Below are 19844 nucleotides of genomic sequence, written 5' to 3'. Positions count from 1 at the left end.
TAAATCCGGGGGCTTTAGAGCTTCCCTTCACAACCGCAGTCGGCAATCACTTTACGTACAACCTCTTTCATGGCCGCTTTCGCCGGGATCATGTAATGGCGGGGATCGCTGGCCTCTGCGTGTTGCGTTAAATAGTTTTTAAGCGCGCCAGAAAAAGCGATTTTAAGCTCGGTCGCGACGTTAACTTTGCAGATGCCCAGCGAAATAGCGCGGGTAATATCGCGGGTCGGCAGGCCAGAGGCGCCGTGAAGGACTAAGGGGACATCAACCCGCTGACGAATTTCCGTCAGTCGTTCAAAATCAAGTTTTGGTTCAGCGGTGTAGAGGCCGTGAGCGGTGCCGATAGCAATGGCTAACGAGTCGATACCCGTTTTTTCTACAAATTCCCGGGCCTGTTCCGGATGGGTATAAAGCGCATCTTTGCCGTCAACGATAAGATCGTCTTCCTGCCCGCCGAGACGCCCAAGTTCAGCTTCAACGCTGACATCGTAGCGATGACAGTAATCAACCACGCTTTTCACCAGCGCAATATTGTCGGCAAAGGGGAAATGCGACCCGTCGATCATGACCGAGCGTACCCCGGCGGCGACTTTCATTTTGATGTCGGCCAGTTTTTCATGATGATCGAGATGTACCGCGAGAGGATGGTTCCAGCTTTTCGCCAGTTCTGCGGCGATAGCCACGATATTACCGACGCCTGCGTAGCTAAAGGTGCCTGGCGTACCGGCGACAATCAGCGGAGAGCGCAATTCTGCGGCGGTTTCCACCACCACTTGCAATGTCTCCAGGTTGTGGATGTTAAACGCCGGCACAGCATAACCTTCCTGCTGCGCCTTCTTTAGCATTGTTCTGCCTGAAATGATAAACATCCTTCCTCCGAAATCTTTCGTTTGTTTTCTGTGAAAGAATTTATAGGCTTTCGGAATGTTTTTTTGTGATTTTGATCTGATAAATGAAAGTTTCGAAATAAAATGGAAGTTATCGAAAGTCAGGTATAAAAAAAGCATGTCGGGCAGACGTGCTTCAGACTACAGACTAAGGGCGAAAAAATACCGGGTAGCGCTGGCGCTTACCCGGTCTACAGATTATGCGGTTATACCCTGGTCGGAGAAGGGTACTGACTGGATCAGGTCACAGGTGCCGGGTTAAACACTGCCAGCTGGTTATGCAATCCCCATTGATCTGAGAAAGTCTTTTTCCGGCCGCTGGCGACATCGAGAATAAAGTGAAATAGCTTCCAGCCCACATCTTCGATTGTCTCTTCACCCGTGGCGATGGTGCCTGCATTGATATCCATTAAGTCATACCAGCGGTTCGCCAGCTCGGTACGCGTCGCCATTTTAATGACCGGCACCGCCATCAGCCCGTACGGCGTGCCGCGTCCGGTGGTAAAGACCTGTACGGTAATGCCGGAAGCGACCTGCTGCGTGCCGCAGACGAAATCGCTGGCGGGCGTCGCGGCGTAAATCAGGCCGCGTTTGGTGGGGCGTTGGCCCGGCGACAATACTTCGACAATGGCGCTCTTACCCGATTTAGCGATAGAGCCCAACGCTTTTTCCACGACGTTCGCCAGACCGCCTTTTTTGTTGCCAGGGGACGGGTTAGCGCTGCGATCGGTTTTCCCCATATCAAGGTAGTTATCGTACCAGGCCATTTCATCCAGCAGGCGTTTACCCACGGCTTCGTTGATGGCGCGCGGCGTCAGAAGATGAATGGCATCGCGCACTTCGGTGACCTCCGAGAACATGACGGTCGCGCCGCAGCGTACCAGCAGATCGGAAGCATAACCCACCGCCGGGTTTGCCGTGACGCCAGAAAACGCATCGCTGCCGCCGCATTGCATCCCGACGACCAGCTCGGAGGCCGGGCAGGTTTCGCGCTGGCGCTGGTTCAGTTTCGTCAGATGGCGTTCGGCGACCCGCAAAATATCGTCGACCATTGATTTAAAGCCGACATGCTGCTCGTCCTGTAAACGCACAATACTGGCGCTTTCAACGGCGATGGCGGGAACATCCTCGGTGCCTTCCAGCAGCCGTTCCGGCTGCAGTTTTTCGCAACCGAGGCCAATCACCATCACTTCGCCGCCAAAATTGGGGTTGAGCGCGATATTATGAATCGTGCGAATCGGCACGACCGCCGCCGGCGCGTTGATTGCCACGCCGCAGCCGTACAGATGGTTTAGCCCTACAACGCCATCGACATTCGGGTATTTGGGCAGGAGATCGCGCTCAATCACTTTCACCACATAATCGACCACGCCCGCCACACAGTGCACGCTGGTGGTAATGCCAAGCAGATTTTTGGTGCCGACGCTGCCATCGGCGTTACGATAGCCCTCAAACGTATAGCCTTCCAGCGGCGGCAGCGGTTCCGGTACTTTGGTCGCCAGCGGTAGCGTATTCAGCGGCGGCGCTTTTGGCAGTTCAACCAGCGACTCGTCGATCCAGCTTCCGCGCGGGATGTCGCGTACCGCATAACCGATGACTTCGCCATAACGGATGATTTCGCCGTGAGCGGGGATATCCGTCAGAGCAACTTTATGGCCTTGCGGAATATGTTCAGTCAGTTCCAGGCCATCCGGAAAACGTGTTCCGGCTTTAAGACCGTGGTCATTAACAATAATTGCGACATTATCGGTTTCATGTACTTTTATATAAAACGCCGATGGCGATTCCTGGCGAATTTCGATATTGGCCATTGTTCAACATTCTCCAGCCTGGATGATAGAAATAGGATTATCTATTTTGGTTATGGTTAAATCGTTAAATCTCAATATAAGAAATAAAGTTCATGCATAATGAAATAAGAATGACAGGAGTATAAATATAAGAATGTGATCCAGATCACCGCAAATTATGAAATTTTTTATGTAGGCCGGGTAAAGCGTAAATGTGTGCATTAGCGCCCAGTATCATGGGCGTATGCTCAAAAATAAGCGTTAAATAATCCCTTTTTAATGAGCGTTTGCACAATGATTATCCGCCATAGGCTGTTTATACTGAATGGCGAATTCAGTGTATCTGACGAGTTATTTGAAAATACCATGATAATAATAAAAGACGATAAAGATATCAGAACGGTATATTGTGCTACAGGATGTGTACCACATTAGAAATAGAATGCGGAGACCCATTCTGATTTCAGATAAGCATTTTATTGTCGTTGCTATAAGTTATGGTGGCGGCATCACATGTAGAGAATTAAAGAAATAAGCGAAGGTATAAGCGATGAATAACGCTATTTTCCCGAATAAGTTTAAAGCGGCGCTGGCGGCGCAACAGGTGCAGATTGGCTGCTGGTCTGCACTGGCAAGCCCAATCACCACCGAAGTTCTTGGTCTGGCGGGATTTGACTGGCTGGTGCTGGATGGCGAACATGCGCCGAACGATGTGACCACCTTAATTCCGCAGTTAATGGCATTGAAAGGCAGCGCCAGCGCGCCTGTGGTACGTGTGCCAACCAATGAACCGGTCATTATCAAACGGATGTTGGATATTGGGTTTTATAATTTCCTGATCCCCTTTGTTGAAACGCAAGAGGAAGCGGCTCGCGCCGTCGCCTCGACGCGTTACCCGCCGGAAGGCATTCGCGGCGTCTCCGTTTCTCACCGCGCGAATATGTTCGGTACGGTGCCTGATTACTTTGCGCAGTCGAACAAAAACATCACCATTATTGTTCAAATCGAAAGCCAGTTGGGTGTCGACAATGTTGATGCCATCGCCGCAACGGAAGGCGTTGATGGCATTTTTGTCGGCCCCAGCGATCTGGCCGCCGCGCTGGGTCATCTCGGCAATGCTTCTCACCCTGACGTGCAGCAGACGATTCAACATATTTTCGCCCGCGCTAAAGCGCACGGTAAACCGTGCGGCATTCTGGCGCCGGTAGAGGCGGATGCCCGCCGTTATCTGGAATGGGGCGCGACCTTTGTCGCCGTTGGCAGCGATTTAGGCGCATTCCGCGCCAGCACGCAGAAGCTTGCCGACACCTTTAAAAAATAATCCTGGTATGGAAAGAGAGAACGCTATGACGATGAAAGTTGGCTTTATTGGCTTAGGCATCATGGGTAAGCCCATGAGCAAAAACTTACTGAAAGCAGGGTATTCGCTGGTGGTGTCCGATCGTAATCCTGAAGCGATTGCCGACGTCATTGCCGCAGGCGCGGAAACGGCCTCTACGGCGAAGGCGATCGCTGAACAGTGTGACGTCATCATCACGATGCTGCCTAACTCTCCGCATGTGAAAGAGGTTGCGCTGGGCGAGAACGGTATCATCGAAGGCGCGAAGCCGGGAACCGTATTGATTGATATGAGTTCTATCGCGCCGCTGGCAAGCCGTGAAATCAGCGATGCGCTGAAGGCGAAGGGCGTTGAGATGTTGGATGCGCCGGTCAGCGGCGGCGAGCCGAAGGCGATTGATGGCACGCTGTCGGTGATGGTGGGGGGCGATAAAGCCATTTTCGACAAGTACTACGACCTGATGAAAGCGATGGCGGGTTCCGTGGTGCATACCGGCGATATCGGCGCAGGCAACGTCACAAAACTGGCTAACCAGGTGATCGTGGCGTTGAATATCGCCGCCATGTCTGAAGCGCTGACGCTGGCGACTAAAGCGGGCGTCAACCCGGATTTGGTCTATCAGGCGATTCGCGGCGGTCTGGCTGGCAGCACGGTACTGGATGCGAAAGCGCCGATGGTCATGGACCGAAACTTTAAGCCAGGTTTCCGTATCGATCTGCACATTAAAGATCTGGCGAATGCGCTGGATACCTCCCACGGCGTTGGCGCGCAGCTCCCGCTGACCGCCGCCGTTATGGAAATGATGCAGGCGTTACGCGCGGATGGACACGGTAATGACGACCATAGCGCGCTGGCGTGCTACTACGAAAAACTGGCGAAAGTGGAAGTCACTCGCTAACGACGTTGTGCCCGGATGGCGTGTAGCGATCCGGGCCTGAATTTCAGGCTGGATAAGTGAAACGCCATCCGGCGTTGTGCAGTAACAGGCTACCACTATGAAAATCGTAATTGCCCCCGACTCCTATAAAGAAAGCCTTTCTGCCGCCGAGGTAGCGCAGGCGATAGAAAAAGGATTTCGGGAAATTTTCCCCGATGCGCAATATGTCTCTGTTCCGGTTGCCGATGGCGGCGAAGGAACGGTCGAAGCCATGATTGCCGCGACGCAGGGCGTTGAACGCGCCGCATGGGTGACCGGGCCGTTGGGTGAAAAAGTGAAAGCCTGCTGGGGAATGTCCGGGGATGGTAAAACCGCGTTTATTGAAATGGCGGCGGCCAGCGGACTGGCGCTGGTTCCACCAGAAAAACGCAACCCTTTGATTACTACCTCGCGGGGAACGGGGGAGCTGATATTGCAGGCGCTGGAAAGCGGCGCAAGCAATATCATTATCGGCATTGGCGGCAGCGCGACAAATGACGGCGGCGCAGGGATGATGCAGGCGTTAGGCGCAAAACTGCGCGATGCAAACGGCGCGGATATTGGTTACGGTGGCGGAAGCCTTCATTGTCTAAGCGACATTGATATTTCAGAGCTCGATCCCCGTTTAAAACTCTGCGCGATTCGTGTCGCATGCGATGTATCTAATCCTCTGATCGGCGACAACGGCGCATCACGAATTTTTGGGCCGCAGAAAGGTGCGACCGAAGAGAACATTGTTGAGCTGGACAGAAATCTTGCTCACTATGCCGACATCATAAAAAAATCGCTGAATGTCGACGTAAAGGCGGCGCCCGGCGCAGGCGCGGCAGGCGGTATGGGGGCGGCGTTAATGGCTTTTCTCGGTGCGGAATTACGCAGCGGGATCGAAATTGTCACGGCGGCACTGAACCTGGAGGAGCATATCCACGACTGTACGCTGGTGGTGACGGGAGAAGGGCGGATTGATAGCCAAAGTATTCGCGGTAAAGTGCCGATTGGCGTCGCGAATGTGGCGAAAAAATATCATAAGCCAGTGATTGGCATTGCCGGCAGCCTGACGCACGATGTAGGGATAGTGCATCACTATGGCATCGACGCTGTCTTTAGCGTACTCACGCGCATCGTGACGCTGGAGGAGGCTTTTCGGGGCGCTTTTGACAATATTTATCGGGCATCCAGAAATGTTGCTGCCGCTCTGGCGATAGGAATGCGCAGCGCAGGGTGACAAAGTCGCGCGAACCCTCTATACTGCGCGCCGAAGCTGACCAGACAGTCGCCGCTTCGTCGTCGTCCTTTCGGGGAGACGGGCGGAGGGGAGGAAAGTCCGGGCTCCATAGGGCAGGGTGCCAGGTAACGCCTGGGGGGGAAACCCACGACCAGTGCAACAGAGAGCAAACCGCCGATGGCCCACGCAAGTGGGATCAGGTAAGGGTGAAAGGGTGCGGTAAGAGCGCACCGCGCGGCTGGTAACAGTCCGTGGCACGGTAAACTCCACCCGGAGCAAGGCCAAATAGGGGTTCATAAGGTACGGCCCGTACTGAACCCGGGTAGGCTGCTTGAGCCAGTGAGCGATTGCTGGCCTAGATGAATGACTGTCCACGACAGAACCCGGCTTATCGGTCAGTTTCACCTCTTCATAAAACCCGTCAGTGTAAGCTGGCGGGGTTTTGCTTTTACAGGGCGGCAGGATGAATGACTGTCCACGACGCTATACCCAAAAGAAAGCGGCTTATCGGTCAGTTTCATCTCTTCATAAAACCCGCTTCGGCGGGTTTTTGCTTATCAGGCCGGTGAAGGGTATAGAGGTTGCAGAAGACGCCAGCGTCACCATCCGGCAATTAATTGACAGCCGTGGTGACATAATATTATTCGTTTTTGTGATGAGAAACACAAAACGCTATGGATTGCGCTCTTTTTAGTTGAAGTGAAAAGCAATCGATTTCTTTCACAAAATTACATCCTGAAAAACAGCAAGAAAGCGGTGTAAATTATTTGTTGTAAATGAAAATTAAATGTATGAAATATTTTGGTTAAAATTTTATTAAATGTTTCTTTACAAACAAATAAGGTAAAAAAATGTGACGCGTAACGGTTTTTAAGCGCATTTACCTTCGGTTTATACTTAAATTTGAGAAATTACGCTTTAAATTTAACGCTGGAATTGCCGATAAAATGTCCCGTAATTGATTGAAATATCGTCTTCATGGGATGTCGAAAATAGGAGATAAAATAGGCTGGTTATCGCCATAATATATCGTTATCCCGACCCTATTTTTTGATTGAAATCAGGCTAAGTTGCTGTTTTGTTTTTGTAACTCATTGAAGTAATTGATTTTCTTTATTTAATAAAGACCATGTAAAAATTGTGGTAAGTTAATTTGTGAGTGGTCGCACATAACCTTTAAGATTTAATTTGCTACACTTCCTGCCGTTCACAATGTTATTTCAGAGCGGTAGATATGAATACTCTTGTTCTCCCTAAAACACAGCATTTGGTGGTCTTTCAGGAAGTCATTAGAAGTGGTTCTATCGGTTCTGCCGCAAAATCGTTAGGGTTAACCCAACCCGCCGTCAGTAAAATCATTAGCGATGTTGAGGCCTATTTTGGCGTTGAGCTAATTGTACGCAAAAATACCGGCGTTACGTTGACCGAAGCGGGACAGGTACTGCTTTCCTGGTCTGAATCTATCACACGCGAAATGAAAAACATGATCAACGAGATGAACAGTATGACGTGCAATACCGTTGTCGACGTCTCGTTTGGTTTTCCTTCGCTGATTGGCTTTACCTTCATGTCCGATATGATTCATAAGTTCAAAGAGGTATTTCCAAAAGCGCAGGTATCCATGTACGAAGCCCAGCTCTCTTCATTCCTGCCGGCCCTGCGCGACGGGCGGCTGGACTTTGCTATCGGTACGCTCAGTAATGAAATGCAACTACAGGATCTGCATGTCGAGCCGCTGTTTGAATCAGAGTTTGTCCTGGTAGCCAGCAAGTCCCGAACATGCACCGGCACCATCACACTGGAATCGTTAAAGGACGAACAGTGGGTGTTGCCGCAAACGAATATGGGCTACTACAGCGAATTACTCACCACTCTACAACGAAATGGCATCAGCATCGAAAACATTGTTAAAACAGATTCCGTTGTCACAATATATAATCTTGTTCTCAATGCTGATTTCTTAACTGTTATTCCCTGCGATATGACCACGCCTTTTGGCTCTAATCAATTTATCACGATACCCATAAAAGACACATTACCCGTCGCACGTTATGCGGCGGTATGGTCTAAAAATTATCGTATCAAAAAAGCCGCTTCAGTATTAGTAGAATTGGCTAAGCAATATTCATCATATAATGGATGCAGACGCAGGCAGTTAATAGAAATTGAATGATATGGAATAAACATATTTAGCAAAATTGACGTCACCTGTTTCTTTTGAACAGTGGGCAACGGTAACTTATTTTTAATACCCAGGTTAAGAGGTTATAATGCACATTACATACGATCTCCCGGTTGCAATTGAAGATATCCTCGAAGCGAAAAAAAGACTGGCGGGGAAGATATATAAAACGGGAATGCCTCGCTCTAACTATTTTAGTGAACGTTGCAAAGGCGAAATATTTCTCAAGTTTGAAAATATGCAGCGTACGGGTTCATTTAAAATTCGTGGCGCTTTTAACAAACTTAGCTCGTTAACGGAGGCGGAAAAACGTAAAGGCGTCGTGGCCTGTTCCGCAGGTAATCATGCACAGGGCGTTTCTCTTTCTTGCGCAATGCTGGGTATTGACGGCAAAGTCGTGATGCCGAAGGGCGCGCCAAAGTCAAAAGTGGCGGCCACCTGTGATTATTCGGCGGAAGTGGTGCTCCACGGTGACAACTTCAATGACACCATTGCTAAGGTGAGTGAAATTGTCGAAACCGAAGGCCGCATTTTTATTCCGCCTTACGACGATCCAAAAGTTATTGCCGGGCAGGGCACTATTGGTCTGGAAATTATGGAAGATCTGTACGATGTCGATAATGTCATCGTGCCTATTGGCGGCGGTGGTTTAATTGCAGGTATTGCCATTGCGATTAAATCGATTAACCCGACCATTAAAGTTATCGGCGTACAGGCCGAAAATGTTCACGGTATGGCGGCGTCTTATTACGCTGGCGAAATAACCACGCACCGAACGACCGGCACCCTGGCGGATGGTTGTGATGTCTCCCGCCCGGGTAATTTAACCTATGAAATTGTTCGTGAATTAGTCGATGACATTGTTCTGGTTAGCGAAGATGAAATTCGTAACAGCATGATCGCTTTAATTCAGCGCAATAAGGTTATTACTGAAGGCGCTGGCGCACTGGCCTGCGCCGCACTATTAAGCGGGAAATTAGATAGCCATATTCAGAACAGAAAAACGGTCAGTATTATTTCTGGCGGCAATATCGATCTTTCTCGTGTATCACAAATTACGGGTTTAGTTGACGCTTAATCTTTTTGTGAGGATAGGATATGAGTACTACTGATAGCATTGTATCCAGCCAGGCAAAACAGTCGTCATGGCGTAAATCGGACACGACGTGGACGCTGGGTTTATTTGGTACCGCCATCGGCGCCGGGGTGCTGTTCTTCCCTATCCGCGCCGGGTTTGGCGGGCTTATCCCCATTCTGCTGATGCTGGTTTTAGCTTACCCCATTGCGTTCTATTGTCACCGGGCGCTGGCGCGTCTGTGTTTATCCGGATCTAATCCGTCCGGCAATATTACGGAAACGGTCGAAGAGCACTTTGGTAAAACGGGCGGGGTAGTTATCACGTTCCTTTACTTCTTTGCGATTTGCCCGCTGCTGTGGATTTATGGCGTCACCATTACTAACACGTTCATGACGTTTTGGGAAAACCAGTTGCAGATGCCAGCGTTGAATCGCGGTTTCGTGGCGCTGTTCTTGCTGCTGCTGATGGCCTTTGTGATCTGGTTTGGTAAAGATCTGATGGTTAAGGTGATGAGTTACCTGGTATGGCCATTTATCGCCAGCCTGGTGCTAATCTCATTATCGCTGATTCCTTACTGGAACTCGGCGGTTATCGATCAGGTTGATCTCAGTAATATCGCGCTGACCGGGCATGATGGCATACTGGTTACGGTGTGGCTGGGCATCTCTATCATGGTGTTCTCCTTTAACTTTTCGCCTATCGTCTCTTCCTTCGTGGTGTCTAAGCGTGAAGAGTATGAGAAAGAGTTTGGCCGCGAATTTACCGAGCGTAAATGTTCACAGATCATCTCGCGTGCCAGTATGCTGATGGTCGCCGTGGTGATGTTCTTCGCCTTTAGCTGCCTGTTTACGCTCTCTCCACAGAACATGGCGGATGCGAAAGCGCAGAACATTCCGGTACTTTCCTACCTGGCCAACCATTTCGCCTCTTTGTCGGGGACAAAATCCACTTTTGCAACGGTGCTGGAGTATGGCGCGTCTATCATCGCGCTGGTTGCTATTTTCAAATCTTTCTTCGGCCACTACCTGGGGACGCTGGAAGGGCTGAACGGCCTGGTGCTGAAATTTGGTTATAAAGGCGATAAAACCAAAGTCTCTATGGGCAAGCTTAATACCATCAGTATGATCTTCATTATGGGGTCTACCTGGGTCGTAGCTTACGCAAACCCGAACATTCTGGACCTGATTGAAGCGATGGGCGCGCCGATTATCGCCTCGCTGTTATGCCTGCTGCCGATGTACGCCATTCGTAAAGCGCCGTCGCTGGCGAAGTACCGTGGTCGTCTGGATAACGTGTTCGTCACCCTGATTGGTCTGCTGACCATCCTGAATATTGTCTATAAATTGTTCTAATCCTCACGTTTAGCCTGCATTCCGCCCCCAGGGCGCGGACGCAGGCTGACATCGACGGAGGCACTACATGAATGAATTTCCGGTCGTTCTGGTCATTAATTGCGGATCATCTTCTATCAAATTCTCTGTACTGGATGTCGCTACCTGTGATGTTTTAATGGCGGGAATAGCAGATGGAATGAATACTGAAAACGCCTTTTTATCTATTAATGGCGATAAGCCGATAAACCTCGCGCACTCTAATTATGAGGACGCGTTAAAAGCCATTGCCTTTGAGCTGGAAAAACGTGATTTAACGGATAGCGTGGCATTAATTGGCCACCGTATCGCGCACGGTGGAGAGCTATTTACGCAGTCCGTCATTATTACCGATGAGATTATCGATAATATTCGTCGGGTATCGCCTTTAGCGCCGCTGCATAATTACGCTAATTTAAGCGGCATTGACGCGGCGCGGCACCTTTTCCCGGCCGTGTGTCAGGTGGCGGTATTTGATACCAGTTTCCACCAGACGCTGGCACCGGAAGCCTATTTATACGGATTGCCGTGGGAGTATTTTTCCAGCCTGGGTGTGCGTCGCTACGGCTTTCACGGTACGTCGCATCGCTATGTTTCGCGGCGCGCGTATGAACTGCTTGACCTCGATAAAAAAAACTCGGGTCTGATTGTCGCGCATCTGGGCAATGGGGCGTCTATCTGCGCGGTACGCAATGGTCAGAGCGTGGATACCTCAATGGGGATGACGCCGCTTGAGGGGCTGATGATGGGCACTCGCAGCGGCGACGTTGATTTCGGCGCGATGGCGTGGATAGCCAAAGAAACCGGGCAGACGTTGAGCGATCTGGAGCGAGTGGTGAATAAAGAGTCCGGTTTGCTCGGCATCTCCGGGTTGTCATCCGACCTTAGAGTCCTGGAAAAAGCCTGGCACGAAGGACATGAGCGCGCCCGGTTAGCGATAAAAACGTTTGTCCACCGTATCGCCCGTCACATTGCCGGACACGCGGCATCGTTACATCGGCTGGATGGCATTATTTTTACCGGCGGTATTGGTGAAAATTCAGTATTAATTCGCCAGTTGGTCATTGAACATCTGGGCGTACTGGGGCTTACGTTAGACGTTGAAATGAATAAGCAGCCGAATTCTCACGGCGAGCGCATTATTTCCGCTAACCCTTCTCAGGTTATTTGCGCTGTTATTCCCACGAATGAAGAGAAAATGATTGCCCTTGATGCCATTCATTTAGGCAACGTGAAAGCACCAGTAGAATTTGCATAACTTAACGGCTGTTCTGTAGAGAGATTATTTTTCATGAAGGTAAATATCGATACCAGCGATATGCTGTATGCCGAAGCATGGCGTGATTTTAAAGGTACGGACTGGAAAGAAGAAATTAATGTCCGTGATTTTATTCAGCATAACTATACGCCCTATGAGGGGGATGAATCTTTTCTCGCCGACGCGACGCCAGCGACCACGGCGTTGTGGGAAAAGGTGATGGCGGGAATACGTATCGAGAATGCGACCCATGCGCCGGTGGATTTCGATACTAATATCGCGACGACGATTACTGCACACGATGCGGGATATATTGAAAAAGAGCTGGAAAAAATCGTCGGTTTACAAACGGATAAGCCGCTTAAACGCGCTTTGCATCCGTTTGGCGGCGTTAACATGATCAAAAGTTCATTCCACGCCTATGGCCGCGAAATGGACGCCGATTTTGAATATACCTTTACCGACCTGCGGAAAACCCATAATCAGGGCGTATTCGATGTTTACTCGCCGGATATGCTGCGCTGCCGTAAATCTGGCGTATTAACCGGTTTGCCGGATGGTTATGGTCGCGGGCGCATTATTGGCGATTATCGCCGCGTCGCGCTGTATGGTATCCGTTATCTGGTGCGCGAACGCGAGCTGCAATTCGCCGACCTGCAGTCGAATCTGGAGCAGGGACAGAATCTTGAGGCGACGATTCGCCTGCGTGAGGAGTTGGCGGAGCACCGTCGCGCGCTGCTGCAAATGCAGGAGATGGCGGCGAAATACGGCTACGATATCTCCCGCCCGGCGCGGAACGCGCAGGAAGCGGTACAGTGGCTCTACTTCGCTTATCTGGCGGCGGTAAAATCGCAAAATGGCGGTGCAATGTCGCTGGGAAGAACCGCCTCGTTCCTTGATATCTACATTGAGCGCGATTTCAACGCGGGCCTTCTGACAGAGCAGCAGGCGCAGGAACTGATCGACCATTTCATCATGAAGATCCGCATGGTGCGCTTCCTGCGCACGCCGGAATTTGATTCGCTCTTTTCCGGCGATCCGATCTGGGCCACCGAAGTTATTGGCGGGATGGGGCTTGATGGCCGCACGCTGGTGACGAAGAACTCTTTCCGTTATCTGCATACCCTGCACACGATGGGGCCAGCGCCGGAGCCGAACCTGACCATACTGTGGTCAGAAGCGTTGCCGGTGGCATTCAAGAAATATGCTGCGCAGGTCTCCATCGTGACCTCATCTTTGCAGTATGAAAACGACGATTTAATGCGTACCGACTTTAACAGCGACGATTATGCTATCGCTTGTTGCGTCAGCCCGATGGTCATCGGTAAGCAGATGCAGTTCTTCGGCGCGCGCGCCAACCTTGCCAAAACGTTGCTGTACGCTATCAATGGCGGCGTTGATGAGAAACTGAAAATCCAGGTCGGGCCGAAAACCGCGCCGTTAACGGATGAGGTGCTGGATTATGACGCAGTAATGGAGAGCCTCGACCATTTTATGGACTGGCTGGCGGTGCAGTACATTAGCGCGCTGAACATCATTCACTACATGCACGATAAGTACAGCTATGAAGCTTCGCTGATGGCGCTGCACGACCGTGATGTGTATCGGACGATGGCGTGCGGCATCGCCGGACTGTCGGTGGCGGCGGATTCCCTGTCCGCCATCAGGTACGCTCAGGTGAAGCCGATCCGCGACGAAAACGGCCTTGCCATCGACTTCGCTATTGAAGGCGAGTATCCGCAGTACGGCAACAACGATGAGCGCGTGGACAGCATCGCCTGCGACCTGGTGAAACGCTTTATGCAAAAAATTAGCGTGTTGCCGACGTATCGCAATGCGGTGCCGACGCAGTCCATTTTGACCATCACCTCGAACGTCGTGTACGGGCAGAAGACCGGCAATACGCCGGATGGACGCCGCGCCGGAACGCCGTTCGCGCCGGGGGCGAACCCGATGCACGGTCGTGACCGCAAAGGGGCGGTGGCCTCGCTGACGTCGGTGGCGAAACTGCCGTTTACCTACGCCAAAGACGGTATTTCGTACACCTTCTCGATTGTGCCTGCGGCGCTCGGGAAAGAAGATGCGGTGCGGAAAACCAATCTTGTCGGCCTGCTGGACGGCTATTTCCATCATGAAGCACAGGTAGAAGGCGGGCAGCATCTGAACGTCAATGTCATGAACCGTGAAATGTTGCTGGATGCGATTGAACATCCGGAAAACTACCCGAACCTGACGATCCGCGTTTCCGGCTATGCCGTGCGCTTCAATGCGCTGACTCGTGAGCAGCAACAGGACGTTATTTCGCGCACCTTTACTCAGGCGATGTAACGTGAACGGGGCGATCGTGTGGATCGCCCCGCGACGGATCTTCACTGAACGGTAATCTTAGGGGGAGATATGATTAGCGCATTTGATATTTTTAAGATTGGCATTGGACCTTCAAGCTCCCATACCGTAGGGCCAATGAATGCAGGAAAATGTTTTATCGATCGGCTGATCGACAGCGGCGACCTGCCGCGAACGACGCGCATCACGGTTGATCTTTACGGATCGCTATCGCTGACGGGCAAAGGCCACGCGACCGATACCGCCATCATTATGGGGCTTGCGGGCAATACGCCGCAGGATGTCAATATTGATAGCATTCCGGCGTTTATCCAGGAGGTTGCCCGCAGCAGCCGTTTATCGGTGGCGGGTGGCGCGCATGTGGTGGATTTTCCCGTCGCCGACAGTATTCTCTTTCACGCTGAAACCCTGGCGCGCCATGAAAACGGTATGCGAATTACCGCCTGGCACGGGCAAACGCCGCTTTTACACAAAACGTATTACTCTATTGGCGGCGGCTTTATTGTCGAAGAGGAACGCTTTGGCCAGTCGCACGACGTAGAAAAATCGGTGCCGTATGATTTTCATTCCGCCAGTGAACTGCTGACGCTGTGTGAAAGACAGGGGCTCTCGGTTTCCGGCCTGATGATGCAAAATGAACTGGCGTTGCGGAGCAAAGAGCAGATTGACGCTGGCTTTGCCCGCATCTGGCAGGTGATGGCGACCGGAATTGAACGTGGCATGAATACTGAGGGCGTGCTGCCGGGGCCGCTGAACGTTCCACGCCGCGCGGTAGCGTTACGGCGTCTGCTGGTCTCCAGCGATAATCTTTCCCGCGATCCGATGAACGTCATCGACTGGATTAACATGTTCGCCCTGGCCGTGAGCGAAGAGAACGCGGCGGGCGGGCGAGTGGTCACCGCTCCGACCAACGGCGCGTGCGGCATTATTCCTGCGGTGCTGGCCTATTACGACAAATTCCGTCGTCCGGTCAATGCCAACTCTATCGCCCGCTATCTGCTGTCGGCGGGGGCGATTGGCATGCTGTACAAGATGAACGCCTCGATATCCGGCGCGGAAGTGGGGTGTCAGGGCGAGGTTGGCGTCGCGTGTTCGATGGCGGCGGCGGGGCTGACAGAACTGCTGGGCGGCAGCCCGGCGCAGGTCTGTATTGCGGCGGAAATTGCGATGGAGCATAACCTTGGCCTCACCTGTGACCCGGTGGCGGGTCAGGTACAAATCCCTTGTATTGAACGTAATGCGATTAACGCCGTTAAAGCGGTAAATGCGGCGCGAATGGCGCTACGCCGTACCTCTGAACCGCGGGTTTCGCTCGATAAAGTAATCGAAACCATGTACGAAACGGGTAAAGACATGAACGACAAATATCGCGAGACGTCGCGCGGCGGTCTGGCGATTAAAGTCGTTTGTGGATAGGCCCGACAGGCGTAGAGTGAGCAGGCTATGGGATAACGCAGAAGACAGAAGCTGAGAAAAGGGCGCACCAACGTGCGCCCTTTTTTGTTGTGATATGCGTCAAATAGAGAAAATAACAACATTAAACCAATAGTAAATAGAAAAGAATTCTTAACCCACAAGAAATGCAGGCGTTTTATTGGTAAGTTTTTCTCTTATCGTGCGCGTATGATTTTCTTATTACAAGAAAGTACCTGCACCTCACGTTCTGCATATCGCCTTGCTGCGGCACGAAAAATAAAAAAAACCTCTACCTACACATTGAGCGAGAATTTTATGGAATCGGCAAGTAATACCAGCGTAATCCTCGACGCATCAGCCCCGGCGCGTCGGGCAGGGATGACAGAAAGCGAATGGCGTGAAGCCATCAAATTTGATAGTACCGACACCGGTTGGGTCATTATGAGTATCGGGATGGCGATTGGCGCAGGGATCGTTTTTCTTCCTGTCCAGGTTGGCCTGATGGGACTTTGGGTCTTTTTACTCTCTTCTATTATTGGTTATCCGGCCATGTACCTGTTCCAGCGGCTGTTTATTAATACGCTGGCGGAATCCCCGGAATGTAAAGACTACCCCAGCGTGATCAGCGGCTATCTGGGCAAAAACTGGGGTATTTTATTAGGCGCGCTGTACTTTGTAATGCTCGTCATCTGGATGTTCGTCTATTCTACGGCGATTACTAACGACAGCGCCTCTTATCTGCATACTTTCGGCGTAACGGAAGGATTACTTTCCGATAGTCCATTTTATGGTCTGGTGCTGATCTGCATCCTGGTCGCGATTTCCTCACGCGGTGAAAAATTACTGTTCAAAATCTCCACTGGCATGGTGCTGACCAAGCTACTGGTAGTGGCGGCGCTGGGCGTCTCTATGGTGGGTATGTGGCATCTGTATAACATTGGCGCGCTGCCGCCGATGGCCCTGCTGATTAAAAACGCCATTATTACCCTGCCATTTACGCTGACCTCGATTTTATTTATCCAGACGTTAAGCCCAATGGTGATCTCTTACCGTTCACGCGAAAAATCTATTGAGGTCGCACGCCATAAAGCGCTGCGTGCCATGAATATTGCGTTTGGCATCCTGTTCGTTACCGTATTTTTCTATGCGGTTTCCTTCACCCTGGTGATGGGGCATGACGAAGCGGTGAAAGCCTACGAGCAGAATATTTCCGCCCTGGCGATCGCCGCGCAATTTATTAGCGGCGATGGCGCAGGCTGGGTCAAAGTGGTTAGCGTAATTCTGAACATCTTTGCCGTCATGACCGCCTTCTTTGGCGTTTATTTAGGATTCCGCGAAGCGACGCAAGGCATTGTGATGAATATCCTGCGCCGCAAAATGCCCGCCGAGAAGATTAAGGAAAATCTGGTACAGCGCGGCATTATGATTTTCGCTATTTTGCTGGCCTGGAGCGCCATTGTGCTCAATGCGCCGGTACTGAGCTTCACCTCTATTTGTAGCCCTATCTTCGGTATGGTGGGCTGTTTAATTCCGGCATGGTTGGTCTACAAGGTTCCCGCATTGCACAAATATAAAGGCGCTTCGTTGTACCTGATTATTATTACCGGTCTGCTGCTATGCGTTTCTCCGTTCCTGGCATTCTCTTGATATACCTGAGATTAAGGTTGTTGTTATGTTTGAATCTAAAATAAATCCATTGTGGCAAAGTTTTATCCTGGCCGTACAGGAAGAAGTAAAACCGGCGCTGGGGTGTACTGAGCCAATTTCACTGGCGCTGGCAGCAGCGGCGGCGGCGGCTGAACTTGACGGCACAGTTGAACGCATTGACGCGTGGGTTTCGCCTAATCTGATGAAAAATGGTATGGGCGTTACCGTTCCAGGAACGGGAATGGTAGGGCTACCGATCGCCGCGGCGCTTGGCGCGTTGGGCGGTGATGCGAAAGCCGGGTTGGAGGTGCTAAAAGACGCTTCCGCTAAAGCCGTTGCCGATGCAAAAGCGATGCTGGCCGCCGGACATGTCACAGTGATGTTGCAGGAGCCATGTAACGATATCCTGTTTTCACGGGCGAAAGTGTATAGCGGCGATAGCTGGGCATGTGTCACGATCGTCGGCGATCATACAAATATTGTGCGGATAGAAACCGACAAGGGCGTGGTATTTACCCAGGCCGATAATGCGCAGGAAGAAGAAAAAACCTCGCCACTGGGAGTGCTGTCTCATACCTCGCTGGAAGAGATCCTGGCGTTTGTGAATGCGGTGCCCTTTGACGCTATTCGCTTTATTCTCGATGCGGCCAGGCTAAATGGCGCGTTGTCGCAGGAGGGACTGCGTGGTTCCTGGGGGCTGCATATTGGTTCGACGCTGGCCAAACAGTGCGATCGCGGTCTGCTGGCGAAAGATCTCTCCACGGCGATTTTGATCCGTACCAGCGCGGCGTCAGACGCCAGAATGGGCGGCGCCACGTTGCCCGCGATGAGCAACTCCGGCTCTGGCAACCAGGGGATTACCGCCACGGTGCCAGTCATGGTGGTTGCTGAACATGTCGGCGCCGATGACGAGCGCCTGGCGCGCGCGCTAATGTTATCGCATTTGAGCGCTATCTATATTCACCATCAGCTTCCGCGTTTGTCGGCGCTGTGCGCGGCAACTACGGCGGCGATGGGCGCGGCAGCGGGTATGGCGTGGCTGATAGATGGTCGTTACGACACTATCGCAATGGCTATCAGCAGTATGATTGGTGATGTCAGCGGGATGATTTGCGATGGCGCGTCGAATAGCTGCGCGATGAAAGTCTCTACCAGCGCGTCGGCGGCGTGGAAAGCCGTACTGATGGCGTTGGATGATACGGCGGTGACCGGAAACGAAGGGATTGTGGCGCACAATGTCGAACAATCTATTGCGAATTTGTGTTCGCTGGCGTGTCGCTCAATGCAGCAGACAGACAAGCAGATCATCGAGATTATGGCCAGTAAAGCGCATTAATAATAACGCCCCGGCATGTCGTCGGGGCAGCGTGCTGCCCGATGGCGCTGCGCTTATCGGGTCTATCTGTTATCAGCCGGAGCGGGCGCTTGCGCCGCCATCCGGCATGATTTCAGGCTGCGGCCTCTTCTTCTGCCAGCCGGGCTTCGGCGTCCGCCACGATGGCTTCCAGTTCGGTTAGCATCTCTTCATAGCCCAGCGGCACAGTGGCGCTCATCGCCTCCTGTACGGCAGGTTTTACCACGGGCTGACGTTTCTTCGCCGATTTTTTGCTCATCTTGCGACTCCTTTTCTGGCTGGCTACACCGGTAAATCTACCAGTAATGCGCGCAGCGGCGTATCGGCAACCAGCGTAATGTTAGGTTCATCACGAATAAATGCGCCATCTCCGCAGGTTAACGCCTCGCGTTCTTCGTTGTGCGTCATCGCGTGGAACGTACCGTGAATCGACTGCAAATAGGCGCGTGGCCCGTGAAGCTGGAAATTAAGCGATTCGCCTTTCTCCAGCGTAATATGATGTACCCATACCTGTTGGCGCAGTTGTAAGCTGTTTTGCTCACCGTCGGGCGAGGCAAGAAGCTGTTGTTGCGCCGCCAGGAGTGGGATTTTTTGTACCAGCGCGTTTTCCCGTTCAGGACAGGCGTCAAGCCACAGTTGCATTCGGGTTAACGGCTTAACTTTGCTGAGATTATGTTCGCTGTAGCTAATGCCCGGCTGCGCGGCGAGCAGTAACGCTTCGCCCGCTTTAGCCTGTACATGGTTGCCGTCGCTGTCGCGGTATTCCGCTTCGCCGTCCAGAATCAGGTTTAAAATATCCACCTTTGGATAAGTTCGAGGCTGAAAAGAGGCGCCCGGCGCCAGCACTTCCTGGTTCAGTACGCGCAACGACGCGTAGCCCAGCAGTGTAGGGTCGAAGTAGTGTCCAAAGGAGAAGGTATAGCGGGCCTGTAGCCATCCGTAGTCTGCCTGTCCACATTGTTTGGCGGTTCGGGTCGTAATCATCGTTATTAACCTCTCTTTACTTCCTTTTATGTTAAGGGGCTGGACGCTGCAT

The 19844-nt window shown here is 51.8% G+C and carries 15 protein-coding genes and 1 other RNA gene; 12 read left to right on the top strand and 4 right to left on the bottom strand.

The window, feature by feature from the left end; translation table 11 throughout:
* Window positions 1-14 precede the first annotated feature (14 nt).
* Together ABVN44_RS23065 and garD are read right to left on the bottom strand one after the other, a co-directional pair.
* Entirely contained in the window at window positions 15-869 is an 855-nt protein-coding gene (locus tag ABVN44_RS23065) for a tagatose bisphosphate family class II aldolase (protein ID WP_000469979.1), read from the bottom strand.
* A gap of 257 nt (window positions 870-1126) precedes the next feature.
* Window positions 1127-2698, bottom strand: a complete 1572-nt coding sequence (garD, locus tag ABVN44_RS23060) for a galactarate dehydratase (protein ID WP_001273723.1) — start codon at window positions 2696-2698, stop codon at window positions 1127-1129.
* Between the two features lie 529 nt (window positions 2699-3227).
* Here garD and garL point away from each other — a divergent pair.
* The 12 genes from garL to ABVN44_RS23000 all read left to right on the top strand — a co-directional run bounded on the left by garL (window position 3228) and on the right by ABVN44_RS23000 (window position 18790).
* Window positions 3228-3998 (top strand): 2-dehydro-3-deoxyglucarate aldolase, encoded by a 771-nt coding sequence (gene garL / locus ABVN44_RS23055; RefSeq protein ID WP_001057715.1) that lies wholly within the window; start codon window positions 3228-3230, stop codon window positions 3996-3998.
* A 25-nt stretch (window positions 3999-4023) separates the two neighbouring features.
* Window positions 4024-4914: a 2-hydroxy-3-oxopropionate reductase gene (garR, locus tag ABVN44_RS23050; RefSeq protein WP_000178106.1), complete on the top strand. Its 891-nt coding sequence runs from the start codon at window positions 4024-4026 to the stop codon at window positions 4912-4914.
* Between the two features lie 97 nt (window positions 4915-5011).
* A complete protein-coding gene (gene garK, locus ABVN44_RS23045) occupies window positions 5012-6157 on the top strand; it encodes a glycerate 2-kinase (protein WP_000706458.1) in 1146 nt (381 codons plus the stop codon).
* A gap of 32 nt (window positions 6158-6189) precedes the next feature.
* An RNA gene (gene rnpB, locus ABVN44_RS23040) (RNase P RNA component class A) lies at window positions 6190-6564 on the top strand.
* Window positions 6565-7391: 827 nt separating this feature from the next.
* On the top strand, window positions 7392-8330 hold the full coding sequence (tdcA, locus tag ABVN44_RS23035; protein ID WP_001094907.1) for a transcriptional regulator TdcA: 939 nt from the start codon (window positions 7392-7394) through the stop codon (window positions 8328-8330).
* A 97-nt stretch (window positions 8331-8427) separates the two neighbouring features.
* Window positions 8428-9417: a bifunctional threonine ammonia-lyase/L-serine ammonia-lyase TdcB gene (gene tdcB, locus ABVN44_RS23030; RefSeq protein ID WP_000548368.1), complete on the top strand. Its 990-nt coding sequence runs from the start codon at window positions 8428-8430 to the stop codon at window positions 9415-9417.
* A gap of 20 nt (window positions 9418-9437) precedes the next feature.
* Complete coding sequence (tdcC, locus tag ABVN44_RS23025; protein WP_000108129.1) at window positions 9438-10769, top strand: threonine/serine transporter TdcC; 1332 nt, start codon at window positions 9438-9440, stop codon at window positions 10767-10769.
* A gap of 67 nt (window positions 10770-10836) precedes the next feature.
* Window positions 10837-12045 carry a propionate kinase gene (gene tdcD, locus ABVN44_RS23020; protein WP_023232317.1) on the top strand — a complete coding sequence of 403 codons (1209 nt, stop codon included), beginning with the start codon at window positions 10837-10839 and terminating at the stop codon, window positions 12043-12045.
* Between the two features lie 33 nt (window positions 12046-12078).
* Window positions 12079-14373, top strand: a complete 2295-nt coding sequence (gene pflB, locus ABVN44_RS23015) for a formate C-acetyltransferase (protein WP_000867323.1) — start codon at window positions 12079-12081, stop codon at window positions 14371-14373.
* Between the two features lie 69 nt (window positions 14374-14442).
* Window positions 14443-15807, top strand: coding sequence for an L-serine ammonia-lyase (gene tdcG / locus ABVN44_RS23010; protein WP_000622071.1), 1365 nt, complete (start codon window positions 14443-14445; stop codon window positions 15805-15807).
* Window positions 15808-16122: 315 nt separating this feature from the next.
* Entirely contained in the window at window positions 16123-17454 is a 1332-nt protein-coding gene (locus tag ABVN44_RS23005; protein WP_129339421.1) for an amino acid permease, read from the top strand.
* Between the two features lie 25 nt (window positions 17455-17479).
* Complete coding sequence (locus ABVN44_RS23000) at window positions 17480-18790, top strand: serine dehydratase subunit alpha family protein (protein WP_023232316.1); 1311 nt, start codon at window positions 17480-17482, stop codon at window positions 18788-18790.
* A 112-nt stretch (window positions 18791-18902) separates the two neighbouring features.
* Here the strand turns inward: ABVN44_RS23000 and ABVN44_RS22995 are convergent, their stop codons facing one another.
* A complete protein-coding gene (locus tag ABVN44_RS22995; protein WP_000039326.1) occupies window positions 18903-19067 on the bottom strand; it encodes a hypothetical protein in 165 nt (54 codons plus the stop codon).
* Between the two features lie 23 nt (window positions 19068-19090).
* Window positions 19091-19792, bottom strand: coding sequence for a pirin family protein (locus ABVN44_RS22990; protein WP_000633549.1), 702 nt, complete (start codon window positions 19790-19792; stop codon window positions 19091-19093).
* Window positions 19793-19844: the final 52 nt, after the last annotated feature.

The sequence above is a fragment of the Salmonella sp. SJTUF15570 genome, from assembly GCF_043357055.1.
Lineage (GTDB): Bacteria > Pseudomonadota > Gammaproteobacteria > Enterobacterales > Enterobacteriaceae > Salmonella > Salmonella enterica.
This window is presented reverse-complemented; position numbering and strand designations above follow the sequence as displayed.